This is a genomic window from Aquimarina sp. MMG015 (assembly GCF_018100855.1).
GTDB classification, from domain to species: Bacteria; Bacteroidota; Bacteroidia; order Flavobacteriales; family Flavobacteriaceae; genus Aquimarina; species Aquimarina latercula.
In genome coordinates this window covers 1-21,361 of sequence record NZ_JAGJEB010000002.1, presented here as the reverse complement: position 1 = coordinate 21,361, position 21,361 = coordinate 1, and the positions used below count along the sequence as shown (strand labels likewise).

General features: G+C 32.5%; 18 protein-coding genes. 12 read left to right on the top strand and 6 right to left on the bottom strand.

Translation table 11 applies throughout. The annotated features are described in order from the left end of the window. Both folE and msrA read right to left on the bottom strand, forming a co-directional pair. On the bottom strand, window positions 1-597 hold the full coding sequence (folE, locus tag J8L88_RS03410) for a GTP cyclohydrolase I FolE (RefSeq protein WP_035084236.1): 597 nt from the start codon (window positions 595-597) through the stop codon (window positions 1-3). A gap of 16 nt (window positions 598-613) precedes the next feature. Then, window positions 614-1,165, bottom strand: coding sequence for a peptide-methionine (S)-S-oxide reductase MsrA (gene msrA / locus J8L88_RS03405; protein ID WP_211059956.1), 552 nt, complete (start codon window positions 1,163-1,165; stop codon window positions 614-616). A 147-nt stretch (window positions 1,166-1,312) separates the two neighbouring features. Here msrA and J8L88_RS03400 point away from each other — a divergent pair, with 147 nt between their 5' ends. The 7 genes from J8L88_RS03400 to J8L88_RS03370 all read left to right on the top strand — a co-directional run bounded on the left by J8L88_RS03400 (window position 1,313) and on the right by J8L88_RS03370 (window position 11,807). Continuing rightward, complete coding sequence (locus tag J8L88_RS03400; RefSeq protein WP_211059955.1) at window positions 1,313-3,745, top strand: DUF5916 domain-containing protein; 2,433 nt, start codon at window positions 1,313-1,315, stop codon at window positions 3,743-3,745. A 54-nt stretch (window positions 3,746-3,799) separates the two neighbouring features. Next, window positions 3,800-4,468: an ABC transporter ATP-binding protein gene (locus J8L88_RS03395; RefSeq protein WP_027391736.1), complete on the top strand. Its 669-nt coding sequence runs from the start codon at window positions 3,800-3,802 to the stop codon at window positions 4,466-4,468. Between the two features lie 43 nt (window positions 4,469-4,511). Next, the gene (locus tag J8L88_RS03390) at window positions 4,512-5,285 is read left to right on the top strand and encodes a TIGR02757 family protein (RefSeq protein ID WP_027391737.1); all 774 of its coding nucleotides are present in this window, start codon (window positions 4,512-4,514) and stop codon (window positions 5,283-5,285) included. Window positions 5,286-5,425: 140 nt separating this feature from the next. Further along, a complete protein-coding gene (locus J8L88_RS03385; RefSeq protein ID WP_211059954.1) occupies window positions 5,426-6,886 on the top strand; it encodes an alkaline phosphatase PhoX in 1,461 nt (486 codons plus the stop codon). A 66-nt stretch (window positions 6,887-6,952) separates the two neighbouring features. Beyond that, window positions 6,953-8,725: a cytochrome-c peroxidase gene (locus J8L88_RS03380; protein ID WP_247666409.1), complete on the top strand. Its 1,773-nt coding sequence runs from the start codon at window positions 6,953-6,955 to the stop codon at window positions 8,723-8,725. A gap of 148 nt (window positions 8,726-8,873) precedes the next feature. Continuing rightward, on the top strand, window positions 8,874-10,334 hold the full coding sequence (locus tag J8L88_RS03375) for a phosphatase (RefSeq protein WP_211059952.1): 1,461 nt from the start codon (window positions 8,874-8,876) through the stop codon (window positions 10,332-10,334). Window positions 10,335-10,607: 273 nt separating this feature from the next. Then, complete coding sequence (locus J8L88_RS03370) at window positions 10,608-11,807, top strand: ATP-binding protein (RefSeq protein WP_211059951.1); 1,200 nt, start codon at window positions 10,608-10,610, stop codon at window positions 11,805-11,807. 7 nt (window positions 11,808-11,814) lie between these two features. Here J8L88_RS03370 and J8L88_RS03365 read toward each other — a convergent pair whose 3' ends face one another. Next, window positions 11,815-13,371 (bottom strand): NAD(P)/FAD-dependent oxidoreductase, encoded by a 1,557-nt coding sequence (locus tag J8L88_RS03365; protein ID WP_247666408.1) that lies wholly within the window; start codon window positions 13,369-13,371, stop codon window positions 11,815-11,817. A 53-nt stretch (window positions 13,372-13,424) separates the two neighbouring features. After that, window positions 13,425-14,153 carry an NYN domain-containing protein gene (locus J8L88_RS03360; RefSeq protein WP_027391743.1) on the bottom strand — a complete coding sequence of 243 codons (729 nt, stop codon included), beginning with the start codon at window positions 14,151-14,153 and terminating at the stop codon, window positions 13,425-13,427. 54 nt (window positions 14,154-14,207) lie between these two features. On the opposite strand from J8L88_RS03360, the gene J8L88_RS03355 reads away from it, so the two are divergent. Then, window positions 14,208-14,942 (top strand): YqjF family protein, encoded by a 735-nt coding sequence (locus J8L88_RS03355; RefSeq protein ID WP_211059950.1) that lies wholly within the window; start codon window positions 14,208-14,210, stop codon window positions 14,940-14,942. A 182-nt stretch (window positions 14,943-15,124) separates the two neighbouring features. Continuing rightward, on the top strand, window positions 15,125-15,634 hold the full coding sequence (locus tag J8L88_RS03350; RefSeq protein WP_211059949.1) for a porin family protein: 510 nt from the start codon (window positions 15,125-15,127) through the stop codon (window positions 15,632-15,634). A gap of 51 nt (window positions 15,635-15,685) precedes the next feature. Here the strand turns inward: J8L88_RS03350 and J8L88_RS03345 are convergent, their stop codons facing one another. Then, a complete protein-coding gene (locus J8L88_RS03345) occupies window positions 15,686-16,921 on the bottom strand; it encodes a DEAD/DEAH box helicase (RefSeq protein WP_118385975.1) in 1,236 nt (411 codons plus the stop codon). Window positions 16,922-17,158: 237 nt separating this feature from the next. On the opposite strand from J8L88_RS03345, the gene J8L88_RS03340 reads away from it, so the two are divergent. Genes J8L88_RS03340 through J8L88_RS03330 form a run of 3 tightly spaced genes read left to right on the top strand, consistent with a single transcriptional unit; the run spans window position 17,159 to window position 20,676 of the window. Then, entirely contained in the window at window positions 17,159-19,084 is a 1,926-nt protein-coding gene (locus J8L88_RS03340; RefSeq protein ID WP_211059948.1) for a BatA and WFA domain-containing protein, read from the top strand. Next, a complete protein-coding gene (locus J8L88_RS03335; protein WP_027391748.1) occupies window positions 19,081-20,334 on the top strand; it encodes a dihydroorotase family protein in 1,254 nt (417 codons plus the stop codon). Before J8L88_RS03340 ends, J8L88_RS03335 begins: the two co-directional genes overlap by 4 nt. 12 nt (window positions 20,335-20,346) lie before the next feature. Then, on the top strand, window positions 20,347-20,676 hold the full coding sequence (locus J8L88_RS03330; RefSeq protein WP_027391749.1) for a membrane protein: 330 nt from the start codon (window positions 20,347-20,349) through the stop codon (window positions 20,674-20,676). 18 nt (window positions 20,677-20,694) lie between these two features. Here J8L88_RS03330 and J8L88_RS03325 read toward each other — a convergent pair whose 3' ends face one another. Continuing rightward, window positions 20,695-21,045 carry a hypothetical protein gene (locus tag J8L88_RS03325; RefSeq protein ID WP_211059947.1) on the bottom strand — a complete coding sequence of 117 codons (351 nt, stop codon included), beginning with the start codon at window positions 21,043-21,045 and terminating at the stop codon, window positions 20,695-20,697. Window positions 21,046-21,361: the final 316 nt, after the last annotated feature.

Below are 21,361 nucleotides of genomic sequence, written 5' to 3'. Positions count from 1 at the left end.
TTATGCCAAATCTGCAGTTATCAATCTTAAAAACTCGGTTCTTGTTTCTATTTTCTCAAATTGACCTCTAAATCCAGAAGTAGTGGTTACAGAGTTCTGTTTTTGCACACCACGCATCATCATACACATATGCGAAGCTTCTATTACAACAGCAACACCTTGCGGTTTAAGTGTTTTATTGATGCACTCTAAAATATCATGAGTTAATCGCTCTTGTACTTGAAGCCGTCTTGCAAAAACATCTACAATTCTAGGCAATTTACTTAACCCAACTATATGCCCATTAGGAATATATGCTATATGGGCTTTCCCAAAAAATGGAAGCATATGATGCTCGCATAGAGAATACAACTCAATATCCTTTACAATTACCATATCGTCATAATCTTCTTTAAACATGGCACTTTTTAATATCTCTTCGGGATCCTGATGATATCCTTGAGTCAAAAACTGCATGGCTTTCGCCGCTCTCTCTGGAGTCTTAACGATCCCTTCTCTACTTACATCTTCTCCTAAATCCGTAATAATCGACTTAAACTTATCTTTTACATCATCAGTAACCTTGATATTATATTCTTCAAATTTATTGTATGGCATTATGCGTATATTAATTCTAAATTTCCTTTTTCAACTTACTCTTAAAAGTATGCTGCAATTTACTTAGTTTTGGGTTAATCACAAACTGACAGTATCCTTGTTTACTATTTTGGTTATAATAATCTTGATGATAATCCTCCGCATTATAAAAAGGTCCTAATTCTGTTACTTCTGTTACAATTGGACTATCAAAAACACCTTCCGTTTGTAGCTTATCAATCATTGAATGAGCCATTTTTTTTTGATTTTCATTTTCATAAAATACAGCGCTTCTATATTGAGTACCTCTGTCCGCTCCTTGCCTATTTAAAGTAGTAGGGTCATGAGTCGCAAAAAAGATTTCTAATAACTCACTATAATTAATAATATTTGCATCGTACACTATCTTTATTGCTTCAGCATGCCCAGTTCTTCCTGTTGTTATTTCTCTATACGCAGGGTTTTTTATAGAACCTCCAGTATATCCAGAAATCACTTGAAATACTCCTTGTAACCTTTGAAAAACTGCTTCTGTACACCAAAAACATCCTCCAGCAAAAACTGCGCTATCTAAGTTATTATTTCCCATAATATTGTTAAAAAATAAATATTGTTTAACGAATGTACATATATAGTAAACAGCCCTAATGCTTTTTAACTTTTCATTAGTACGCCATTCAGATGTAAATCCTAGTTTTGCAGTTGAGTCGAAAAAGTAAGGATTTTTTTACAAAACATGAATAGAAAATTACGCCCTATCCTTAGTGTGCTATTTATACTGCATACTATTCTTTTATTTGGTCAAGAAAAAAAACAAATTACGGCACACAGAATATCTACCTCACCTAAAATTGATGGTATTCTAGATGATCAGGTATGGTTAGATATTAGTCCATCTGGTAATTTTAATATGTGGCAACCTGGTAATGATGGGACTATACCAGAAAGTCTTAGAACAGAAGTAAAAATGGCATATGACGATAAAGCGGTATATTTCGCTGCTTATCTTTATGATGATCAACCGGATAAAATACTACGCCAATTTAGTCAAAGGGATAATGTTTTTGCTCAAGCAGATTTCTTTAATATATCCATGAACACATACAATGATGGAATTAACGAGACACGTTTTTTTATTACTAGTGCTGGAACAATAGGAGATGCCAGAGCTGATCAATTCAATGAAGATTTTAGTTATAATGTAGTATTTGACGCAAAAATATCTTTTGATGAGAAAGGATGGTATGCTGAATTTAAAATTCCATATAATGCTTTACGTTTTCCCGAAATACCAGTTCAAGATTGGAGTATTAACTTTTTTAGACGGTTACAGAACAGGAACGAAACACATTCTTGGAATTTTGTAGATAACGAAGTAGGACAACGCACACAATATAACGGGCTTGTAAAAGGCGTTAAAGATATAAACCCACCTGTTAGACTTACTTTTTTTCCATTTGTTCAAGGTTTAGCAACTACATCCGACGGAGAAACAGAAACAGATTTTAGTGCAGGACTAGATGTTAAATATGGATTAAGTGATAGCTTTACTTTAGATGCCACTCTAATTCCAGATTTTGGGCAAGCTGCATTTGATGAAGTTAGACTTAACCTAGGACCTTTTGAACAAACTTTTGGAGAAAATAGACAATTTTTCACGGAAGGAACGGAACTTTTTAATAAAGGGCGTATTTTCTTTTCTAGACGTGTAGGTAATGGTCCTACAGGTTCGGTATCCGATGAAGATCTATTAGAAAATGAAATAGCAGAAGATGCTCCTACTAAGGTAAACCTGTTAAATGCACTCAAAATATCGGGAAGAACTAAAGGAAATTTAGGGATTGGTTTTTTTAATGCAATTACCGAAAAAACCGAAATACGTATCACCGATACCATTACGGGAAATCAAAGAAAAAAAATAGTTGAACCTTTAGCCAACTATAATATTTTTGTATTAGATCAACAATTTAATAACAACTCTTCTATTTCATTAATTAATACTAATGTTACCCGAAACGGAAGTGATTTTAGAGATGCCAACGTTACTGGTTTGGTATGGAACTTAGCTAACAAAGCCAATTCTTATCGATTAACTGGGCGCTCTATAGTAAGTCAAGTAAATCTTCCTGGTGACAATATTGGTGGTTTTAGATCAGAACTTGATTTTGATCGTATTAAAGGGAAATGGAGATATGGATTTGGACACGATCTAGCTAATACCACTTTTGATATAAATGATTTAGGAGTAAATTTTAGAAATAATTTCAATAGCTTCCGAGTTAGTACTTCTTACCAGATTTTCGAACCTACTAAACTATTTAATAACTACAGAATTAATCTTTTTGCTAGACATCGTAGATTATATGACCCTAGTGTTCAAACTTCCAATTCCCTTGGTGTCGATTGGTTTTTTGTTACTAGAGAACGTTTTGCTTTTGGAGGTTTTACTATTTATGATTCTGATACTGATGATTACTTCGAACCTAGAGTAGATGGCAGATTTGTAACATTCAGTGAAAACCTTGGTGTAAATCTATGGGTATCTTCAGATTATCGTAAAAAATTTGCTTATGATATTCGACTATTTCATCGTAATTGGTTTGAAGATGATCAACAAACCTACAGCATGAACCTTTCTCCTAGATATCGGTTCTCCGATAAACTTTTAGTTATTTGGACTACGGATTACTCTGTTAGAAAACGTAATTTTGGATATATCGATAATGATGATACTGATGTTTTCTTAGGACAACGAGATATTACTACAGTAGAGAATTCTCTTAGTGCTAGCTATAATTTCGACCCATATAAAGCAATTAATCTTCGTTTCAGAAATTTCTGGAGTACAGCTGATTATTCTGAAAATATTTTTTACACACTTAATGATGATGGTTCACGAACTCAAACAGACTATGACACTACAGAAAATGATCCTAATACAAATTTTAATATCTGGAATTTAGATTTAAGTTTTAGTTGGAGATTTGCTCCAGGAAGTGAAGCTACACTGCTCTATCGTAATCAAATATTTAACCAAGATGAATTATCAACGATTAATTATACGGATAGTTTAGATAATCTTTTTGGTCAACCCATAAAACATACCTTATCATTAAGAGTCGTTTATTTTCTAGATATAAATAATTTAAAAGGTTCTTTTAAAGGATAATCTTGGCGAATTTTAGGATATTAGTTACTTTCACAATCTCTAGAGATATAATTGATGATAAAAGCTAATAATATTCATAAACACTATGGCGATTTACATGTCTTAAAAGGTGTTGATTTACATATAAAAGAAGGAGAAATTGTTTCTATTGTAGGTGCTTCTGGTGCAGGAAAAACTACATTGCTACAAATTTTAGGAACTTTAGATAGAGCATCAAAAGAAAAAGGAAGTGATTTATCAATTAACAATAACATCATAAATTTCCTTTCGGAGAAGCAACTTTCTAAATTTAGAAATGAACAATTAGGATTTATTTTCCAGTTTCATCAACTGCTACCCGAATTTACCGCTTTAGAAAATGTATGCATTCCAGCTTTTATTAAAAAAGTACCAAAAGCGGATGCAGAAAAAAGAGCTAAAGAATTACTTGGTTTTTTAGGATTAGAACATCGAGCTGATCATAAGCCCAATGAGCTTTCCGGAGGAGAACAGCAAAGAGTGGCTGTAGCGAGATCGCTAATAAATAATCCTAAAGTAATTTTTGCTGACGAACCTTCTGGTAATTTAGATAGTGAATCTGCAGAAAATTTACATAAACTATTCTTCAAACTTAGAGATGAGTATGGACAAACTTTTGTTATCGTTACCCATAATGAAGAGTTAGCAAATATGGCAGATCGTAAACTAGTTATGGTAGATGGTAAAATTGTAGACAAGTCATAGATCATTGAACACTTTTTAGAATTTCCGTACAGTACTAAATCCAGTGAAGAAACTTAATAAAACTGAACTCAAAGAATTTCTTGATGAAAAAGCAGCTTTTTATGAGCAGCCGAAATTCATAGAAACGGATCCAGTTCAAATTCCTCATTTATTTACACAAAAAGAAGATATAGAAATAGCAGGTTTTCTTACGGCAACCATTTCTTGGGGAAATCGTAAAAGTATTTTAAAAAATGCTCATAAATTAATGTCTCTTTTAGGTAATTCTCCGCATGATTATGTTATGAACCATTCGGAGACAACACTGGAAAACCTGGAAGGTTTTGTACACAGAACTTTTAATAGCAAAGACCTCTCCTATTTTATAAAAGCATTACAAAACATTTACAATAAGTTTGGTGACTTAGAAAGTTTCTTTTCTCAATATAATGAAGAAGCCTTTTTACAAAATGCAATACATCACTTTAAAAAAGAGTTTTTTACACTACCGCACCTTCCAAGAACTCAAAAACACATTAGTGATCCTCATAAAAATTCTGCTGCTAAAAGGATCAATATGTTCCTTAGATGGATGATAAGAGATGCTGGTCCTGGTGTAGATCTAGGAATTTGGAAAAACATGTCGCCATCTCAATTATCCTGTCCTTTGGATGTACATTCTGGAAATGTTGCTCGTAAATTAAATCTATTAAGTAGAAACCAAAATGATGCCAAAGCATTAAACCAACTGGATGTTAACCTAAGGTTATTAGATCCTCTAGACCCTGTAAAATATGATTATGCTCTATTTGGATTAGGCGTTTTTGAAAAATTCTAGCTTAGAATGGTTCTAAAGAATAACACTGTCTTTACATTATAAACATTAGATTGATGTTTCTTTAATAAACATAAAACCTTTCCATAAAGCTATTAAACTGAATGACAAAGTAAATTTGCTGCAACAAAATTCACATAGTCATGAAAAATTATTTACAGCTTTTTGCGCTAATTTGCGGTTTATTATTAATTTCTTGTAACGACGACGACGATACATCCACACCTCCTATTGGAGATCTTATTGAATTAGAGAGTAGATCTGTTTCGCCTGTTCTTTTAAAGAAAATGTCTGGTTTTACAGATATTGAAATTTACAATTTATTATCTTCTGAAGATACTTACATACCAGACTTTACATATGGATCTATGGCGGATGGAGCCGGTCTACTTCGTAATACAGACGGAACTTATACCCTAATAAACAATATAGAAGCGGATTATGCAATAGCGCGTATTACGCTTGATGAAACATTCAAACCAATAAAAGGAGAACATATACTTAATGCAGTTGCAACTGCTGAAACTGCTCAATGTTCTGGATCTATGATTACTCAAGAAGAACATGGTTTTGGTCCTATGTATTTATCAGGAGGAGAATGGGGAGGAAACTCTAAGGGAGTTTTTGCAACAGATCCTTACAGAGATCCTTCTATTGCTTCTACTCCAAGAATGTTAACTTCTATGGGGCAATGGTCTACAGAAAATGCCGTTGCTATTGGAAAAGATGCATACCCAGATAAAACTGTAGTATTTATCGGAGATGATAATAGTAATGACGAAGTACCTTCTGGTCAATTAGGTATGTATGTTGGAAACGCTGGTGATCTAAATGGTGGAAAATTATATGGATTAAAAGTAACTTCTGCTGGAATTACATATGAAATGGATATGGAAGAAGGTACAGCATACGATATGGAGTTCGTAGAATTAACAGAAAAAGATATTGATCTATTAGATGCAGAAGCTAAATCTAAAGGAGTTATGGGATTCTCTAGATTAGAGGATATCGATTGGAGAAGAGGTTCTGGGGCTAATAATAGAGAAGTTTATCTTGCTGTAACTGGAAGAGATAAGCCAGATCTTATCGGAAAAGGAACTCGTTCTGGAAGAATATACAAAGTAGTATTAAACGAAAATGATCCAACAGGTGCTGGAAAAATAACTTGTGTATTAGACGGTGATAAAGAAGGTGGTAAAGCAGAAGCTTTTCACAGTCCTGATAACATACTAGTTACAGAAAACTATGCTTACATTCAGGAAGATCCAAATGGTATCCAAGATTTTAAACCTGCAGCTGCTCATTATGCAAGATTATATCAATACGATCTTAATTCTGGTGCGTTACAAGCTGTTTTAGAATGTGATCAAGTAGCTGCTGCAGCTCAAGGATATGGAGCTATAGACAGAAGTTGGGAAATTACAGGAATGATAGATATCTCTGATGTTATTGGAGTTGAAGAAACCTTTATTTTAATTACTCAAAATCATGGTTGGGAAAAAGCTGATGGTACTGCGTTTACAGACCCTAATGCTAATCCTAATGTTGCTGATAGTAGAAAAGAAGGAAGTATGCTATATATCATTAAAGGATTAAAAAGATAATTCATAAATCATATGAATCTTATGCAATTATTGCTAATAAATATAATCAAAAAAGGGGCTTGTCTTATGACGGGCCTCTTTGCTTTTTTTATTCTTTTTTCTTGCGCAAAAGAGGAAAAAAAAGAAGAAACTGCACCGATCTCATTCAATACCAAAATGCAAAAGCAATTTGATAAAGATATTTCTTTAGCAATTGCTCATTTAGATAGTATAAAACAAGATCCTAATAAGATTGAAAAGAATTTTAAAGAATCTAGAAAATACTTTAAAAAGTTAGAACCTGTATTATCTACATTAGATATTGAAAACTATGGTTTTCTCAACCAACCAAATATTTTAAAGGTTGAAGAAGAAGATTTTACAGATATTAAAATAAAGTCTCCTAGTGGGTATCAAGTATTGGAAGAAGAAATCTTTGTAGATAAAAAAGATACTACAACGATCATAAAACATGTAAATTTAATAGTTAGTAGATTAAAACTTATTCAAAAAAACACAGGATTTGATCACATAAAACAGTATCACTTTCTATGGCTATTTAGAAAAGCAATTGCCCGAATAGCACTTACGGGTATTACTGGTTTTGATTCTCCTGTTTTAGAAAATTCATTAGAAGATTCTACAATTGTGTATCAAAGCTTACACACTTATTTATATATGTTTAAAGATGAATTTAAAGACCCTAATCTATTTAAGGCGTGGAAAGAAGAAATACAAGTCACTATGGATTCCCTACAAGGTGATTTTAATGAATTTGATCGCTATCATTTTATCAAAAACAGAACCCATAAACAGTTAACTCTTTGGAATCAAACAGTTTCTGATTGGAAAGTCGAGTTTCCTTTTGAACTAGCTATTAAAAATGATGCAACCTCTCTTTTCTCTTCAGATACTTTTAATGTAACCTATTTTGCAGATAGAAATCAAAAAGCGATAACTCAAGATATGGTATCTTTAGGTAAAAAATTGTTCTATGACACCAACCTTTCTACTGATAAAAAAGTCAGTTGTGCTACTTGTCATCAACCAGAAAAAGCTTTTACAGATGGATTAAAGATATCAAAAGGTGTTACTCGTAATAGCCCTACGCTACTGTATGCAGCATTACAGCAAGATTTTTTCTATGACAAAAGAGCTGGCGGATTAGAAGGACAAATTATCAGTGTTGTAGAAAATGCCAATGAATTTCATTCTGATTTAAAAACGTTAGAAAAAGCTGTTATTAGTAATAAAGAATATGTAGAACAATTTGCTAAGGTATATCCTAATCGGGAAATTAATAATAACGATATCAGGAATGCAATAGCCAATTACATTCGTACTTTGATTCCTTTTAATTCTAAATTTGATAGAAATATCAATGGTTTGGAAAACACCTTATCAACAAGTGAAATTAATGGGTATAACCTTTTTAATGGTAAAGCCAAGTGTGCAACTTGCCATTTTGCCCCTTTATTTAATGGAACGGTTCCGCCTGATTATAAAGAATCAGAGATGGAACTTATAGGAGTTCCTAAGCATAATGATACGATTAATGCTACGATAAGTGAAGATTTAGGTAGATATGCGATTTATAAAACTCCAGAGAGAAAGCATTTTTTCAAAACATCTACAGTCAGAAATGCAGCTTTAACAGGACCGTATATGCATAATGGCGTATATACTACTTTAGAAGAGGTTATGGATTTTTATAATCGTGGTGGTGGCGCAGGAATTGGTATAGAGCAAGAATACCAGACATTACCTCCAGACCCCTTAAATCTTACTAATCAGGAAATTGATGATATTATAGCATTCATGAAAAGCCTAAATGATAATATTTCGGAATCAGAGTATTAGAAAACGTTGTTTAGAATAAATCTAAAAAATAACACTCTATTTACATTCTAAACATTAGGGTAATGATATTTTAATAATGATAAAACATACCTATAAAATGTCTGATCTTTTTGTGTCATAAATTTATGAAAAACAAAATCACACCATCATGAAAAAACATTTAGGCTTAGCTATTGTATCAATAGCATCATTATCAGTAACATCCTGTAATTTAGATGATTTCAGTGGAAATCCTGTTGGAGACAGAATTGAATTCGAAAATCATTCGATTTCACCTGTACTTCTTAAAACTACTCCTGAGTTTGAGGATGTCGAAATATATAATATTCTTTCTTCTGAGGATACATACGTTCCAGATTTTACCTACGGATCTATGGCTGACGGAGCTGGTTTATTAAGAAATTTCGATAAAACATTTACGCTTATCAATAATATTGAAGCAGATTACTCTGTTGCAAGAATAACACTTGATCCAACTTTTAAACCAGTTAAAGGAGAACATATTCTTAATGCAGTTGCCACTGCAAATACTGCGCAATGCTCTGGGTCTATGATTACAAGGTTAGAGCACGGATTTGGTCCTTTATACCTTTCAGGAGGAGAATGGGGAGGAAATTCTAAAGGTGTATTTGCTACAGATCCTTTTAGAGATCCAAATGCTGCTTCTGTTCCTAATATGCTAACAGCTATGGGGCAATGGTCTACAGAAAATGCAGTTGCTATTGGACAAAGAGCATATTCTAACAAAACTGTTGTTTTTATAGGAGATGATGATAGTGATAACGAAATACCATCTGGCCAATTAGGAATGTACGTTGGTAGAAAAGGAGATTTACAAAGTGGTAAACTATATGGATTAAAAGTAACTTCTCCTGATGTTACTTATGAAATGGATATGGAAGAAGGTGTTGCTTATGATATGGAATTTGTAGAGCTTACTGAAAAAAATATTGACTTATTAGATGCCGAAGCTAAATCTAAAGGAGTATTAGGATTCTCTAGATTGGAAGATATCGATTGGAGACGTGGTACTCCAGATAACAACAGAGAAGTTTATCTTACTGTAACTGGAAGAGACAGACCTGATCTTATCGGAAAAGGAACACGTTCTGGAAGAATTTACAAGGTAGAACTAAATGATATAGATCCTGCTGGGGCTGGTAAAATTACATGTGTTTTAGACGGAGATAAAATTGGCGGTGTTGCTGAAGCTTTTCATAGTCCTGATAATATTTTAGTAACAGAAAATTATGCCTATATCCAGGAAGATCCTAATGGTATTCAAGACTTTAAACCTGCTGCTGATCATTTTGCGAGACTATATCAGTATGATCTAAATACTGGTGCACTAAAAACTGTTTTGGAATGTGATCAAGTTGCCGCTGCGGCCCAAGGATATGGAACAATGGACAGAACATGGGAAATTACTGGTATGATAGATATTTCGGAAACCATAGGTGTTAACAATACTTTCTTGTTAATTACTCAGAACCATGGTTGGGAAAGAGCTGATGGAGTTCCATTTACAGACCCTGCTGCCAACCCAGATGTTGCTAATAGTAGAAAAGAAGGTAGTATGTTATATGTAATAAAAGGTTTAGAAAGATAGTTTTTCTAATTACTCTATATAAACGAATCATTTTCTTATTAAAGTAGATAAATAAAACGAGGCTCATACTCTTTAGTTAGGCCTCGTTTTTGTATTTAATAAATAAACTCTCTATAAATCCATCGTATTAAATGTAGATTCTAAATTAAATGTTGTAGAAATATTAAATCTTTACTAACATTTAATCGAATACAGCGCAGGAAATCATAATTTTTAATATTTTTTTGTTAATTTTATTAAGAATTGTTTCACACCAGGCAATTCTTGATGAAGATGATTATTCCTGAACTCCCCATTAACGAAGATTTTAGAATTGAAGCTTTAAAATCTTTAGGCATATTAGATACAGAGCCTGAAAATGAGTTTGATGAAATAACTGCGCTTGCTGCATATCTCTGCGATACAGAAGCTGCTCTTATATCATTAGTGGATGATGATAGAGAATGGTTTAAATCTTCCTATGGCTTTTCTTCAAAAGAAATTCCCAGAAATCAGTCTTTTTGTGCACATGCCATTTTAGACCCAGATACTCCTTTAATCATACATGATGCTAGGACAGACGACAGATTTCATGATAACCCACTTACACTAGATGGTACTGTAATATTTTATGCTAGTATTCCTCTTATTGACAAGAATGGATTCGCACTAGGAACACTTTGTGTTATCGATAGCCAACCAAAGAAACTTAGTGACAAACAACTAGAGGCTCTAAAATCATTAGCGCATCAAGTAGTTATTCTTTTTGAATTGAATAAAAAGAATAAAGACTTAGAAAAAATAGAAGATAAACTTAGAAAACGTAACGAGTCATTAAAAGAGTTTGCCAGAGTGATATCTCATGATTTAAAAATGCCCTTGGCTAATGTAATTACTACCTCTGATCTTTTAAAATTAAAATTAGCAAACGATCTGGATAAAGAAACTTCAAAGTATTTCGAATATATAAAACAATCATCATTTTCTATGAGTGATTACATTAATGATGTATTGGATCATTATGAAAGTGATAGCCTCGTTCAAAACAAACCTGAATCATTTAAGCTAAATCATCTCTTAAAAGAAATAGCAGAATTATTAAGTATTAAACCAGATTGTACTATTAATTTCCCAGAACCTAATCCTTCATTAAAATCTAACAAATCTGCTTTAAAGCAAATATTTTTTAATCTAATCGGAAATAGTATCAAGTATAATGACAAAGAACATATTATCATTGATATTGAACATTCTGAAGATAAAGTTTTCTATTATTTTAAAGTTACTGACAATGGAATGGGAATTCCTGAGGATAAAATTGACTCGATTTTCGAATTATTTACTACCGCAAATGGAACCGATAGAAGCGGAAACAAAGGAAATGGAATAGGTTTATCAACAGTAAAAAAACTAGTAGTAACTCTTGGTGGTTGTATTAAGGTAAAATCTACACTTGGAGTATGTACCTCTTTTGACTTTTCTATAAAGAAATAAATAGATTTTATTTTATTGTTGCTATACAAGCTTCGGCACATTTTTCTCCATCAATAGCTGCAGAAATAATTCCTCCAGCGTAACCAGCACCTTCTCCACAAGGGTACAACCCTTTTATTTGTGTGTGTTCCAATGTTTTTCTATCTCTAGGAACTCGTACCGGCGAAGATGTTCTTGATTCTGGAGCGTGAACAACTGCTTCATTTGTCAGGTACCCTCGCATGCTTTTATCAAATGCCTTAAATCCTTCTTGTAGTGTTTTATGAATGAATTTTGGAAAAACCTCTCCCATATCTATCGAACTTAAACCAGGTTTATAGGAAGTTTCTGGTAAATCTACAGATACTTTTCTATTGGTCAAATCCACTAACCTCTGTGCAGGAACTCTTTGAGTCTCTCCAGCTAAATGCCAAGAGCGTTGCTCAATACTTTTCTGAAAATACATCCCTGATAACGGTCCATACTTCGAAAAATCTTTAAAATCTTCTAAACGAAGCTCCACTACAATACCACTATTAGAAGTTGGTTGATCTCTTTTAGAAGGTGACCATCCATTGGTAACTACTTCTCCTGGGCTTGTTGCACATGGAGCAATAACTCCTCCTGGACACATACAAAAAGAATACATTCCTCTACCATCAACCTGTTTTACTATGCTGTATGGTGATGGAGGAAGATAAGGTCCTCTAACCTCACATTTATATTGTATCTGATCAATTAATTGCTGAGAATGTTCTACTCTAACTCCTAGAGCAAAAGGTTTTGCCTCTATTTCAATCTCTTTCTTGTACAATAATTCAAAAATATCTCTAGCAGAATGTCCGGTAGCTAAAATAACTTTATTCGTTTTTATGCGGTCTCCATTTTGTAGAATTACAGAATCGATTTCATTATTTTTAATATCAAAATCGGTTACCCTAGTCTCAAAATGTACTTCGCCCCCATTTTCTCTTATTTTTTGTCTAATGGCCGCAATAATTGCAGGTAATTTATTAGTTCCAATATGAGGGTGTGCTTCTACCAAAATTTGATCTGTAGCTCCAAAACCTACTAATAACTGAAGAATTCGATTTACATCTCCCCTTTTTTTAGAACGTGTATATAATTTACCATCACTATAAGTTCCTGCTCCTCCTTCTCCGAAACAGTAATTAGAATCTTGATTAACAATATGATCTCTATTTATAGCTTTGAGATCTCTTCTTCTTTCGCGAACATCTTTTCCTCTTTCTAATACAATCGGCTTATAACCAAGTTCAACACATCGTAATGCCGCAAATAAACCTGCAGGACCTGCACCAATAATTACTACCTCACTAGCGTTAGAGACATCCGGATAATCGGGTAGTTCAATTGGTATTTCCTCAAAATCCTCTTGTACAAATACTTTTATTTTCAAATTTACTTTGATCGCCTTTTGACGCGCATCAATAGAACGTTTTAAAACTTGTATGTGTCTAATCTCATCAATAGAAATTCCATTCTTTCTAGACACCATGATCTTTAAACGGTCTGGATCTGCAGCTATTTCTGGTGATACTTGTATGCTAAATTCGTATTGCAAAGGATATATATTCTAAAATTTTCGCGAAGATACAATGTTACCTATAAACAACTCTATTTGTTACGAACATAAATCAGTTTAAACTTTCCGCTAGTATGCTCGCGTTCATCTATTTCAAATTGCTTAAGCGAATTAAACAAAGGAGTCAGTTTTGCAAACCCAAAATTTCTAGAATCAAAATTAGGCTGTTTCTTTAGAATTAATGAACCTACGTCTCCCAAAAATGCCCATCCATCTTCACTTGCAGCGTCTTCTACTGAATTCCTCAATAATCTAATAGTTTTTGAAGTGATTTTATCTAGATTAGATTTATCAGACTTTTCTTTACCATCTTTTTTCTCAGTATCTTTTTTCAAAATTTCTAAATAAATAAACTTATCACAAGCTACTATAAAAGGATCCGGAGTTTTCTTTTCTCCAATTCCATACACAACAACACCGGCTTCTCGCAGTCTCATTGCTAATTTAGTAAAATCACTATCCGAAGACACCAAACAAAAACCATTCACTTTTTCTGAATATAAAATATCCATTGCATCTATAATCATGGCAGAATCTGTGGCATTCTTTCCTGTTGTATAACTATATTGCTGTATCGGATTTATTGCATTTTCTAACAAAATATTTTTCCATTTTGCTAGGTATGGTTTTGTCCAATCTCCATAAATACGTTTGATTGTAGGAGTTCCATACTTGGTAATCTCCTCCATCATTTCTTTTATATACTTGGCAGGTATATTATCCCCATCGATTAGGACCGCCAATTTTGTATCTTTCATCATGGTTTTAAAGGTACACAAATACAATAGCTAAAAAAAGAATTCAATAGTAATCTAATGTGCATTAACGAAATACTAAAAAACACACAACATAGACCTTGGGAACTGCCGTCTGATAATTGGAGATTTTATCAAGAATGGAATAGAGCAATATTCTTACATTGGAAAGTTGACTATGACGAATTAAGAAAACTTGTTCCTAAAGAATTGGAGATAGATTTATACAATGGAGAACCATGGGTATCATTAGTTGCATTTTCTATGGAAAAAATCAGACCTAAATTTCTTCCCTATTTTGCTCCTATTTCTAATTTTGATGAAATCAACATTCGCACTTACATAAAATCTGGAAAAAAGACCGGAGTTTATTTCTTAAGCATTGAAGGAGGGAAAATAATTTCTTGCAGTATTGCTAAAGCCATCTCGGAACTTCCTTATCGATATTCAAAAATCAAAAGAGACTCCAATAACTATACATCTAAAAATAAAAAGTATAAAGATTCTCTAAAAATTAAATTTACAGTAGGTAAAGAACTAAACAATAAATCTGAACTTGATATTTGGTTAACAGAAAGGTATGCTCTTTTCCAGGATACTAAAAATTCAATCAACGAATATGAAATACATCATCCAGAATGGTCTATCCAAGATATTGAAATCAACAATTTAGAAGTGAATTATCCCCGCTTCGATGATTTATTAAAAGGAACCCCTCATAAGACAAGTTATTCTAAAGGTGTTCGAGTAATCGCTTGGGGAATGAATAAAAAGAAAAAAGTCAATTATCCATAAAATTATCTAAAAAATGTATTTTGCCCAGAAAAATAAATACTTCGTCGATACTATATATTATTGAGGTAAGAGGAATATGATAAGAAAAAACAGCTCTACACCGCTAGTCTCATTAAAAAAACTTTAACTTTTATTAATATTTAAGTTTCTATATTTGATTTAAACAAACAATCAATATACCCATGAAAAAACTATTTTTTTTAGCCATTGCGCTTATCGGTTTTACCACAGTTTCAAATGCCCAAAGCTTAAAATTTGGTATTAAAGGAGGTGTGAATTTCGCAAATATAGATTCTCGATTTGACACTGATGCCAGAACTGGTTTTCATTTAGGAGCGGTAGCAACTATCGGTTTACCTGGTAATTTTGCTATTCAGCCAGAAGTTTTATATTCTGCTCAAGGTACTGATGATTTAAAAGTTGATTATATCAATGTACCAATTTTAGTAAAGTACAAATTCTTAAAGTTTGTTAGTTTTGAGGCGGGACCTCAGTTTGGTGTTGTTGTAAATGATGATTATGAAGTGGGAGAACCTGAAAGCTTTGATGTAAGTATTGCCGCTGGAGCTGGCGTAACCTTTGGGAAATTCTTTGCACAGGCAAGATATAACCATGGTCTTACAGACGTTGATGATGCTGTTAGTAGTCAAAATAGAACTTTTCAACTTTCTGTAGGATATTATATTTTTTAATAAAAACAACTATAAACCTAAAAAAGGCGGAAGTTTAACTTCCGCCTTTTTTTATGATCTATTTTTTCTGCGTCTATTATAGTTTCTATTATTCCGTTTAGGTTTAAAAGAATTTTGATTTTTCTTTGGTGGCGCAGCATTATAATCAAAAACAAAACTAGGTTCAAAACCTTCTATCACTTCTTTATTTAGTGTTAACCCCAGTAATTTTTCTATTCCCTTTACATAACTTACTTCTTCTTGCGATACTAGAGAAATTGCTTCTCCACTTGCTCCTGCTCTACCCGTACGACCAATTCTATGCACATAATCCTCAGCTATATTCGGTAATTCATAATTAATCACATGTGGCAAAAGAGGAATATCTAACCCACGAGCAGCAATATCAGTAGCCACCAATACTCTAATTTTATTTTGTTTAAACCCACTTAATGCTTTAGTTCTTGCTCCCTGACTCTTATTTCCGTGAATTGCTGCAGATGTAATTCCATTTTTAGACAACTTCTCACTCAATCGATTCGCTCCGTGTTTTGTTCTTGTAAAGATGAGTACTTGTTTCCAATTACCATCAGAAATCAATTTAATAACTACGGTACTCTTTTTTGCTTTGTCTACCTTATATATTTTTTGATCTACCATCTCGGCGGTAGAATTTTCTGGTGCAGCTTCTACAGAAACAGGGTGATGTAAAATCCCATTAGCTAGTTTTTTTATTTCTTTGGAAAATGTTGCAGAAAACAATAAGTTTTGTCTTTTCTTGGGTAATAATGCTAGTATTTTATTGATATCTCTCTGAAACCCCATATCCAGCATTCGATCTGCTTCGTCCAAAACTAAAATCTCAACTTTAGAAAGAGATAAAGCTCTTCGTTCATGTAGGTCCAATAAACGACCTGGAGTAGCAACCAAAACATCCACTCCGTTTCTTAACGCCTTTATCTGAGGATTAGCATTTACACCTCCAAAGACTACCATAGATCTAAGATCCATATACGTACTATAGGCTCTTACATTATCTAATATTTGTGCCGCTAATTCCCTTGTGGGAGTTAATATAAGTGTACGAATTGGTCTTTTTCTAAATGGTTTATCCTGAGCTAATAATTGAAGGATTGGTAATGTAAAACCAGCCGTTTTTCCTGTCCCAGTCTGAGCAGATGCTAAAACATCTTTTCCTTCTAAAATTGGTGGTATTGCTTTTTCTTGAATTGGTGAAGGTATTGTATACCCTTTTTTCTCGATTGCTTTTAATAAAGCATCGGATAATCCTAATGATTCAAATGACATATAAATTGTTTAAGAAACAACAATCTACTACATAATGCCATTTCTGAATATAGCCGCAAAGGTACGTTTAATTTTAGTATATTATTTCACTTCGGGTTTTCATATTTTGTAAATCCCTAAAATGCAGTATATTTCCAAAAACAGTATCCAAATTAGTGAAATCTTGCGCTAAAAATTAGTTAATCATAAACCATCCGTAACAAATCTTATAGTATATTTGACAAACAATAATCAAGAATGCAATTTAAACACCCAGAATTTCTTTATGCTTTATTTGCCCTTCTTATTCCTATTATTGTTCATTTATTTCAATTAAGACGTTTTCAAAAAGTACCTTTTACTAATGTACAATTTCTAAAAGCGGTTACCATTCAGACTCGTAAGAGTTCACAAATTAAAAAATGGTTAACCCTATTAGCTAGGTTATTGGCATTTGCAGCACTTATTATTGCTTTTGCTCAACCATTTTTAGCTTCAGAAGAAATCGTTGGAAAAAAAAGTGAAACTGTTATTTATCTAGACAATTCTTTTAGTATGCAAGCCAAAGGTTCTAAAGGCCCATTGCTGCAGAGAGCGATTCAGGAATTGCTTAGCTCTTTACCAGAAGATGAAGTTGTTTCCATATTTACAAATACAGAAACTTTTAAAGAGGTTACCAAAAAGGATATCCGAAATGACTTACTACAACTAGAATATACTTCGAATCAAATAGCATATAGTGCTGCATACTTAAAGGGAAAACAGCTTTTAGGTAATTCTCCTGAAACTATAAAGCGTATCATTATGGTTTCAGATTTTCAACAAAAAGAGGAAGTTTTTGACATACCTACTGACGTAGAAACCAAAACAAATCTTATAAAATTAACACCTGTAACTCGCCAGAATATCGCTATTGATAGTCTTTCTCTAAGTAGAGATGAAAATAATGAAATGGTTCTAAATGTTTTATTAAGTAATACTGATGCACGTGCTGATAATATTTCTGTTGCTTTTTATAATGGAGAAAAACTAGTTGCGAAAACAACAGCTTCTATTCCTAAAAACAGTAAAACCTCTACAGAATTTAGAGTTGATGAGAATACTAAAATTAACGGCCGTATTGTTATAGAAGATCCTTCATTAAACTTTGACAATTATCGATATTTTACCATTAATACTCCCGAAAAAATAAAAGTGGTAGCTATTAATGAAACTAGTGATAATTTTATAAAAAACATTTATACATCCGATGAGTTTTTATTAATTAGCGCCAAAATAGATGAGTTAAACTATAATGATATTGGTAATGCCAATCTTGTATTAATCAACGAGATTAAGCAAATTCCAGTTTCACTAATTAATGCTCTTAAGTCTTTTAAAGATCAGGGAGGTACTATTTGTTTTATTCCAGCAGCTGATGGAAACCTTGCATCATACCAACAGTTTATAAATAGTTTTTCTTCGGAAAGTTTAATAGCAAAAAGTATTCAAGAAAAGAAAATTACAGGAATCAATTTTTCTCATCCCTTATACAAAGGGGTTTTTGATAAAAGAATAACCAATTTTCAGTACCCAAAGGTAAATTCTTACTATCAGACTACTGCAAATAATACAATCTTATCTTTTGAGGATAGTAGTCCCTTTTTATATGTAACAAAATCCATGTACGTATTTACTGCGCCTATTAATAATGAGAACTCTAATTTTAAGAACTCTCCATTAATTGTTCCCACTTTATACAACATTGGAAAACAAAGTCTAAAACTTTCTGATATTTCTTATAACATAGGACAAGTAAACACTTATGATGTTCCCATTTCGTTAGGACAAGATGGAATTTTATCATTAGAATCAAATGAAGAAAGTAGTATTCCATTACAACAGAGTTTTGCTACCAAAGTTCGAATTACAACAGACGAGGTACCTTCTAAAGCCGGTATTTATGCTCTTAAGGACAAAGAAAAATTGATTCAGCATGTGGGTTATAATTACAATACTTTAGAAAGTGATTTACAATACTATAACCTCTCTACAAACAAAGAATATGAGGTAAGCGATTCTGTAACCACTCTGTTCGAGCAAATAAAAGAAGAAACTAGTATTAACGAACTTTGGAAATGGTTTATTATTTTTGCTTTGATTTTCTTATTAATTGAAATCTTATTATTAAAATATCTCAAATGAATTTCTTATTAAAGGCAGCTACTATTTTTGATCCATCATCGCCCTTTCATAATCAAACAGTAGATATTCTTATCGAAAATGGAATCATTAAAGATATCGATTCGTTAATCGAAATAACAGAAAATGTAGAGGAAATTAAATTAGATACATTACACGTTTCTCAAGGATGGTTTGATAGTAGCGTAAGTTTTGGCGAACCTGGGTATGAAGAACGAGAAACAATAACTAATGGACTGGAGGTAGCTGCAAAAAGCGGTTTTACTAGTATTGGATTAAACCCAAACACGCTTCCCATAATTGACACCAGTGCTTCTGTAGGTTTTCTGAAAGGAAAATCTCTACAAAACGCCGTAGATCTATATCCTATCGGTTCTCTTACAACAAAATCCGAAGGTATTGACTTGGCAGAGCTTTATGATATGAAACAAGCTGGAGCCATTGCTTTTGGAGATTATAAAAAACCTATCAAAAATCCAAACCTACTAAAGATTGCTCTTCTATATGCTCAGAATTTTGATGGATTAGTACTTTCTTTTCCTCAGGATACGAGTATTGCTGGAAAAGGTATGGTACACGAAGAAAAACAAAGTACATTACTTGGACTTAAAGGTATTCCTGCATTGGCAGAAGAATTACAGATATGCAGAGACCTTTTCCTTTTAGAATATACCGGAGGAAAGTTACATATTCCGACAATTTCGACTGCAAAATCAGTTCAATTAATTAGAGAAGCAAAATCAAATAAATTAAATGTAACTTGTAGTGTTTCTGTTCATCATCTATCTCTTACTGATGAAGAATTAACAAGTTTTGACACAAATTACAAGATACTACCGCCGTTACGAACAAGAAAAGATGTAAACGCTTTAATTGAAGGAGTTAAAGACGGAACAATAGATATGGTTACAAGTGATCATCAACCAATAGATGTCGAAAATAAAAAAGTAGAATTTGATAACGCTATGTATGGAACAATAGGTTTAGAAAGTGCTTTCGGAATCCTAAATAATATACTAGATATTAATCATACTATATCACTACTTACCAAAGGAAAATCCATATTTGGAATTGAAACGGATTCCATAGATAAGGGAAATAAAGCTAACTTATCATTATTTACCTCAAAAGGAAGTTCCATATTTAAAGAAGAACACATAGGATCTACTTCTAAAAATAGTGCATTTTTAGAAAAAGCTACGAAAGGTAATACGTATGGAATTATTTCTAACGGACAAATAGTACTAAAATAAACACCTATTCTCATGCAATCAGATTACGAAAAACAAGGTAAAACTGCAGCTATAATAGCATATATAACTATTATAGGTACTATTATAGCGCTCTTTATGAATCAAGATAACAAAAACAAATTTGCTACTTTTCATATCAGACAAGCTTTAGGAATTAATATAGGTTTTTATCTGTTAGGAGCATTAGTAAGTATGTTCGATTCTTGGATAATTTCCTCTTCCTTTTACATTTTTATCTTCGTACTTTGGGTTTTTGGTTTAATAACCGCCATTAGAGAAGAACAAAAAACTGTTCCAATTGTAGGACCCTATTTTCAAGAATGGTTTACATTCGTGAAATAAATAACACTATATAATTATTTATTCCATAAGAAATTTAGTGAGTTTCAAATCAGGAGAAAGCGTGATAACTAGTATTACAGAATCACTATCTGATTGTACTAGATACCTATAACCTTCATCTTGATCCATTAAATCAAATTCTGAAAATTTACCTTGACTATCCATATTTTTGGCGACAAACTCCTTTACTTTATCTAAAGTAAATGTAGTCTGTAAGTCCGCAGAAAATTGATCAAAGATTTTCTGAGCATCATTAGCGTTATACGAACTAATTATAGTCTTCATTGTACTTTCATAATCAACATCTGTCTGGGAAACACCAATATGGAAACAGAAAAACAGACTAAAATAGATTACTTTTTTCATCATTAAATTTATTTTAAGGAGCTTAAATTTAGGGAATATTCCACTAATAATTATCGAAATTAAGTATTAACACGTATTTAAGCAATGAGAATTACGTAATTATCAGTATTGTAAATTAAGAATTTCAAAATAATATATAAAAAAACCTGCGAAACTGATTTCACAGGTTTTGAATTATGGTATTGTTATTATATGCTATTGTTTTGGTTTTGGACTCCATTTTAGGAAGTTTGGTTTTACAACTAGCATTGCCCATCCCCAGTTTTGTAATCCGCTAGGATCAGCAACTCCTTTTAGGATTTCCATACTATCTCCCGCG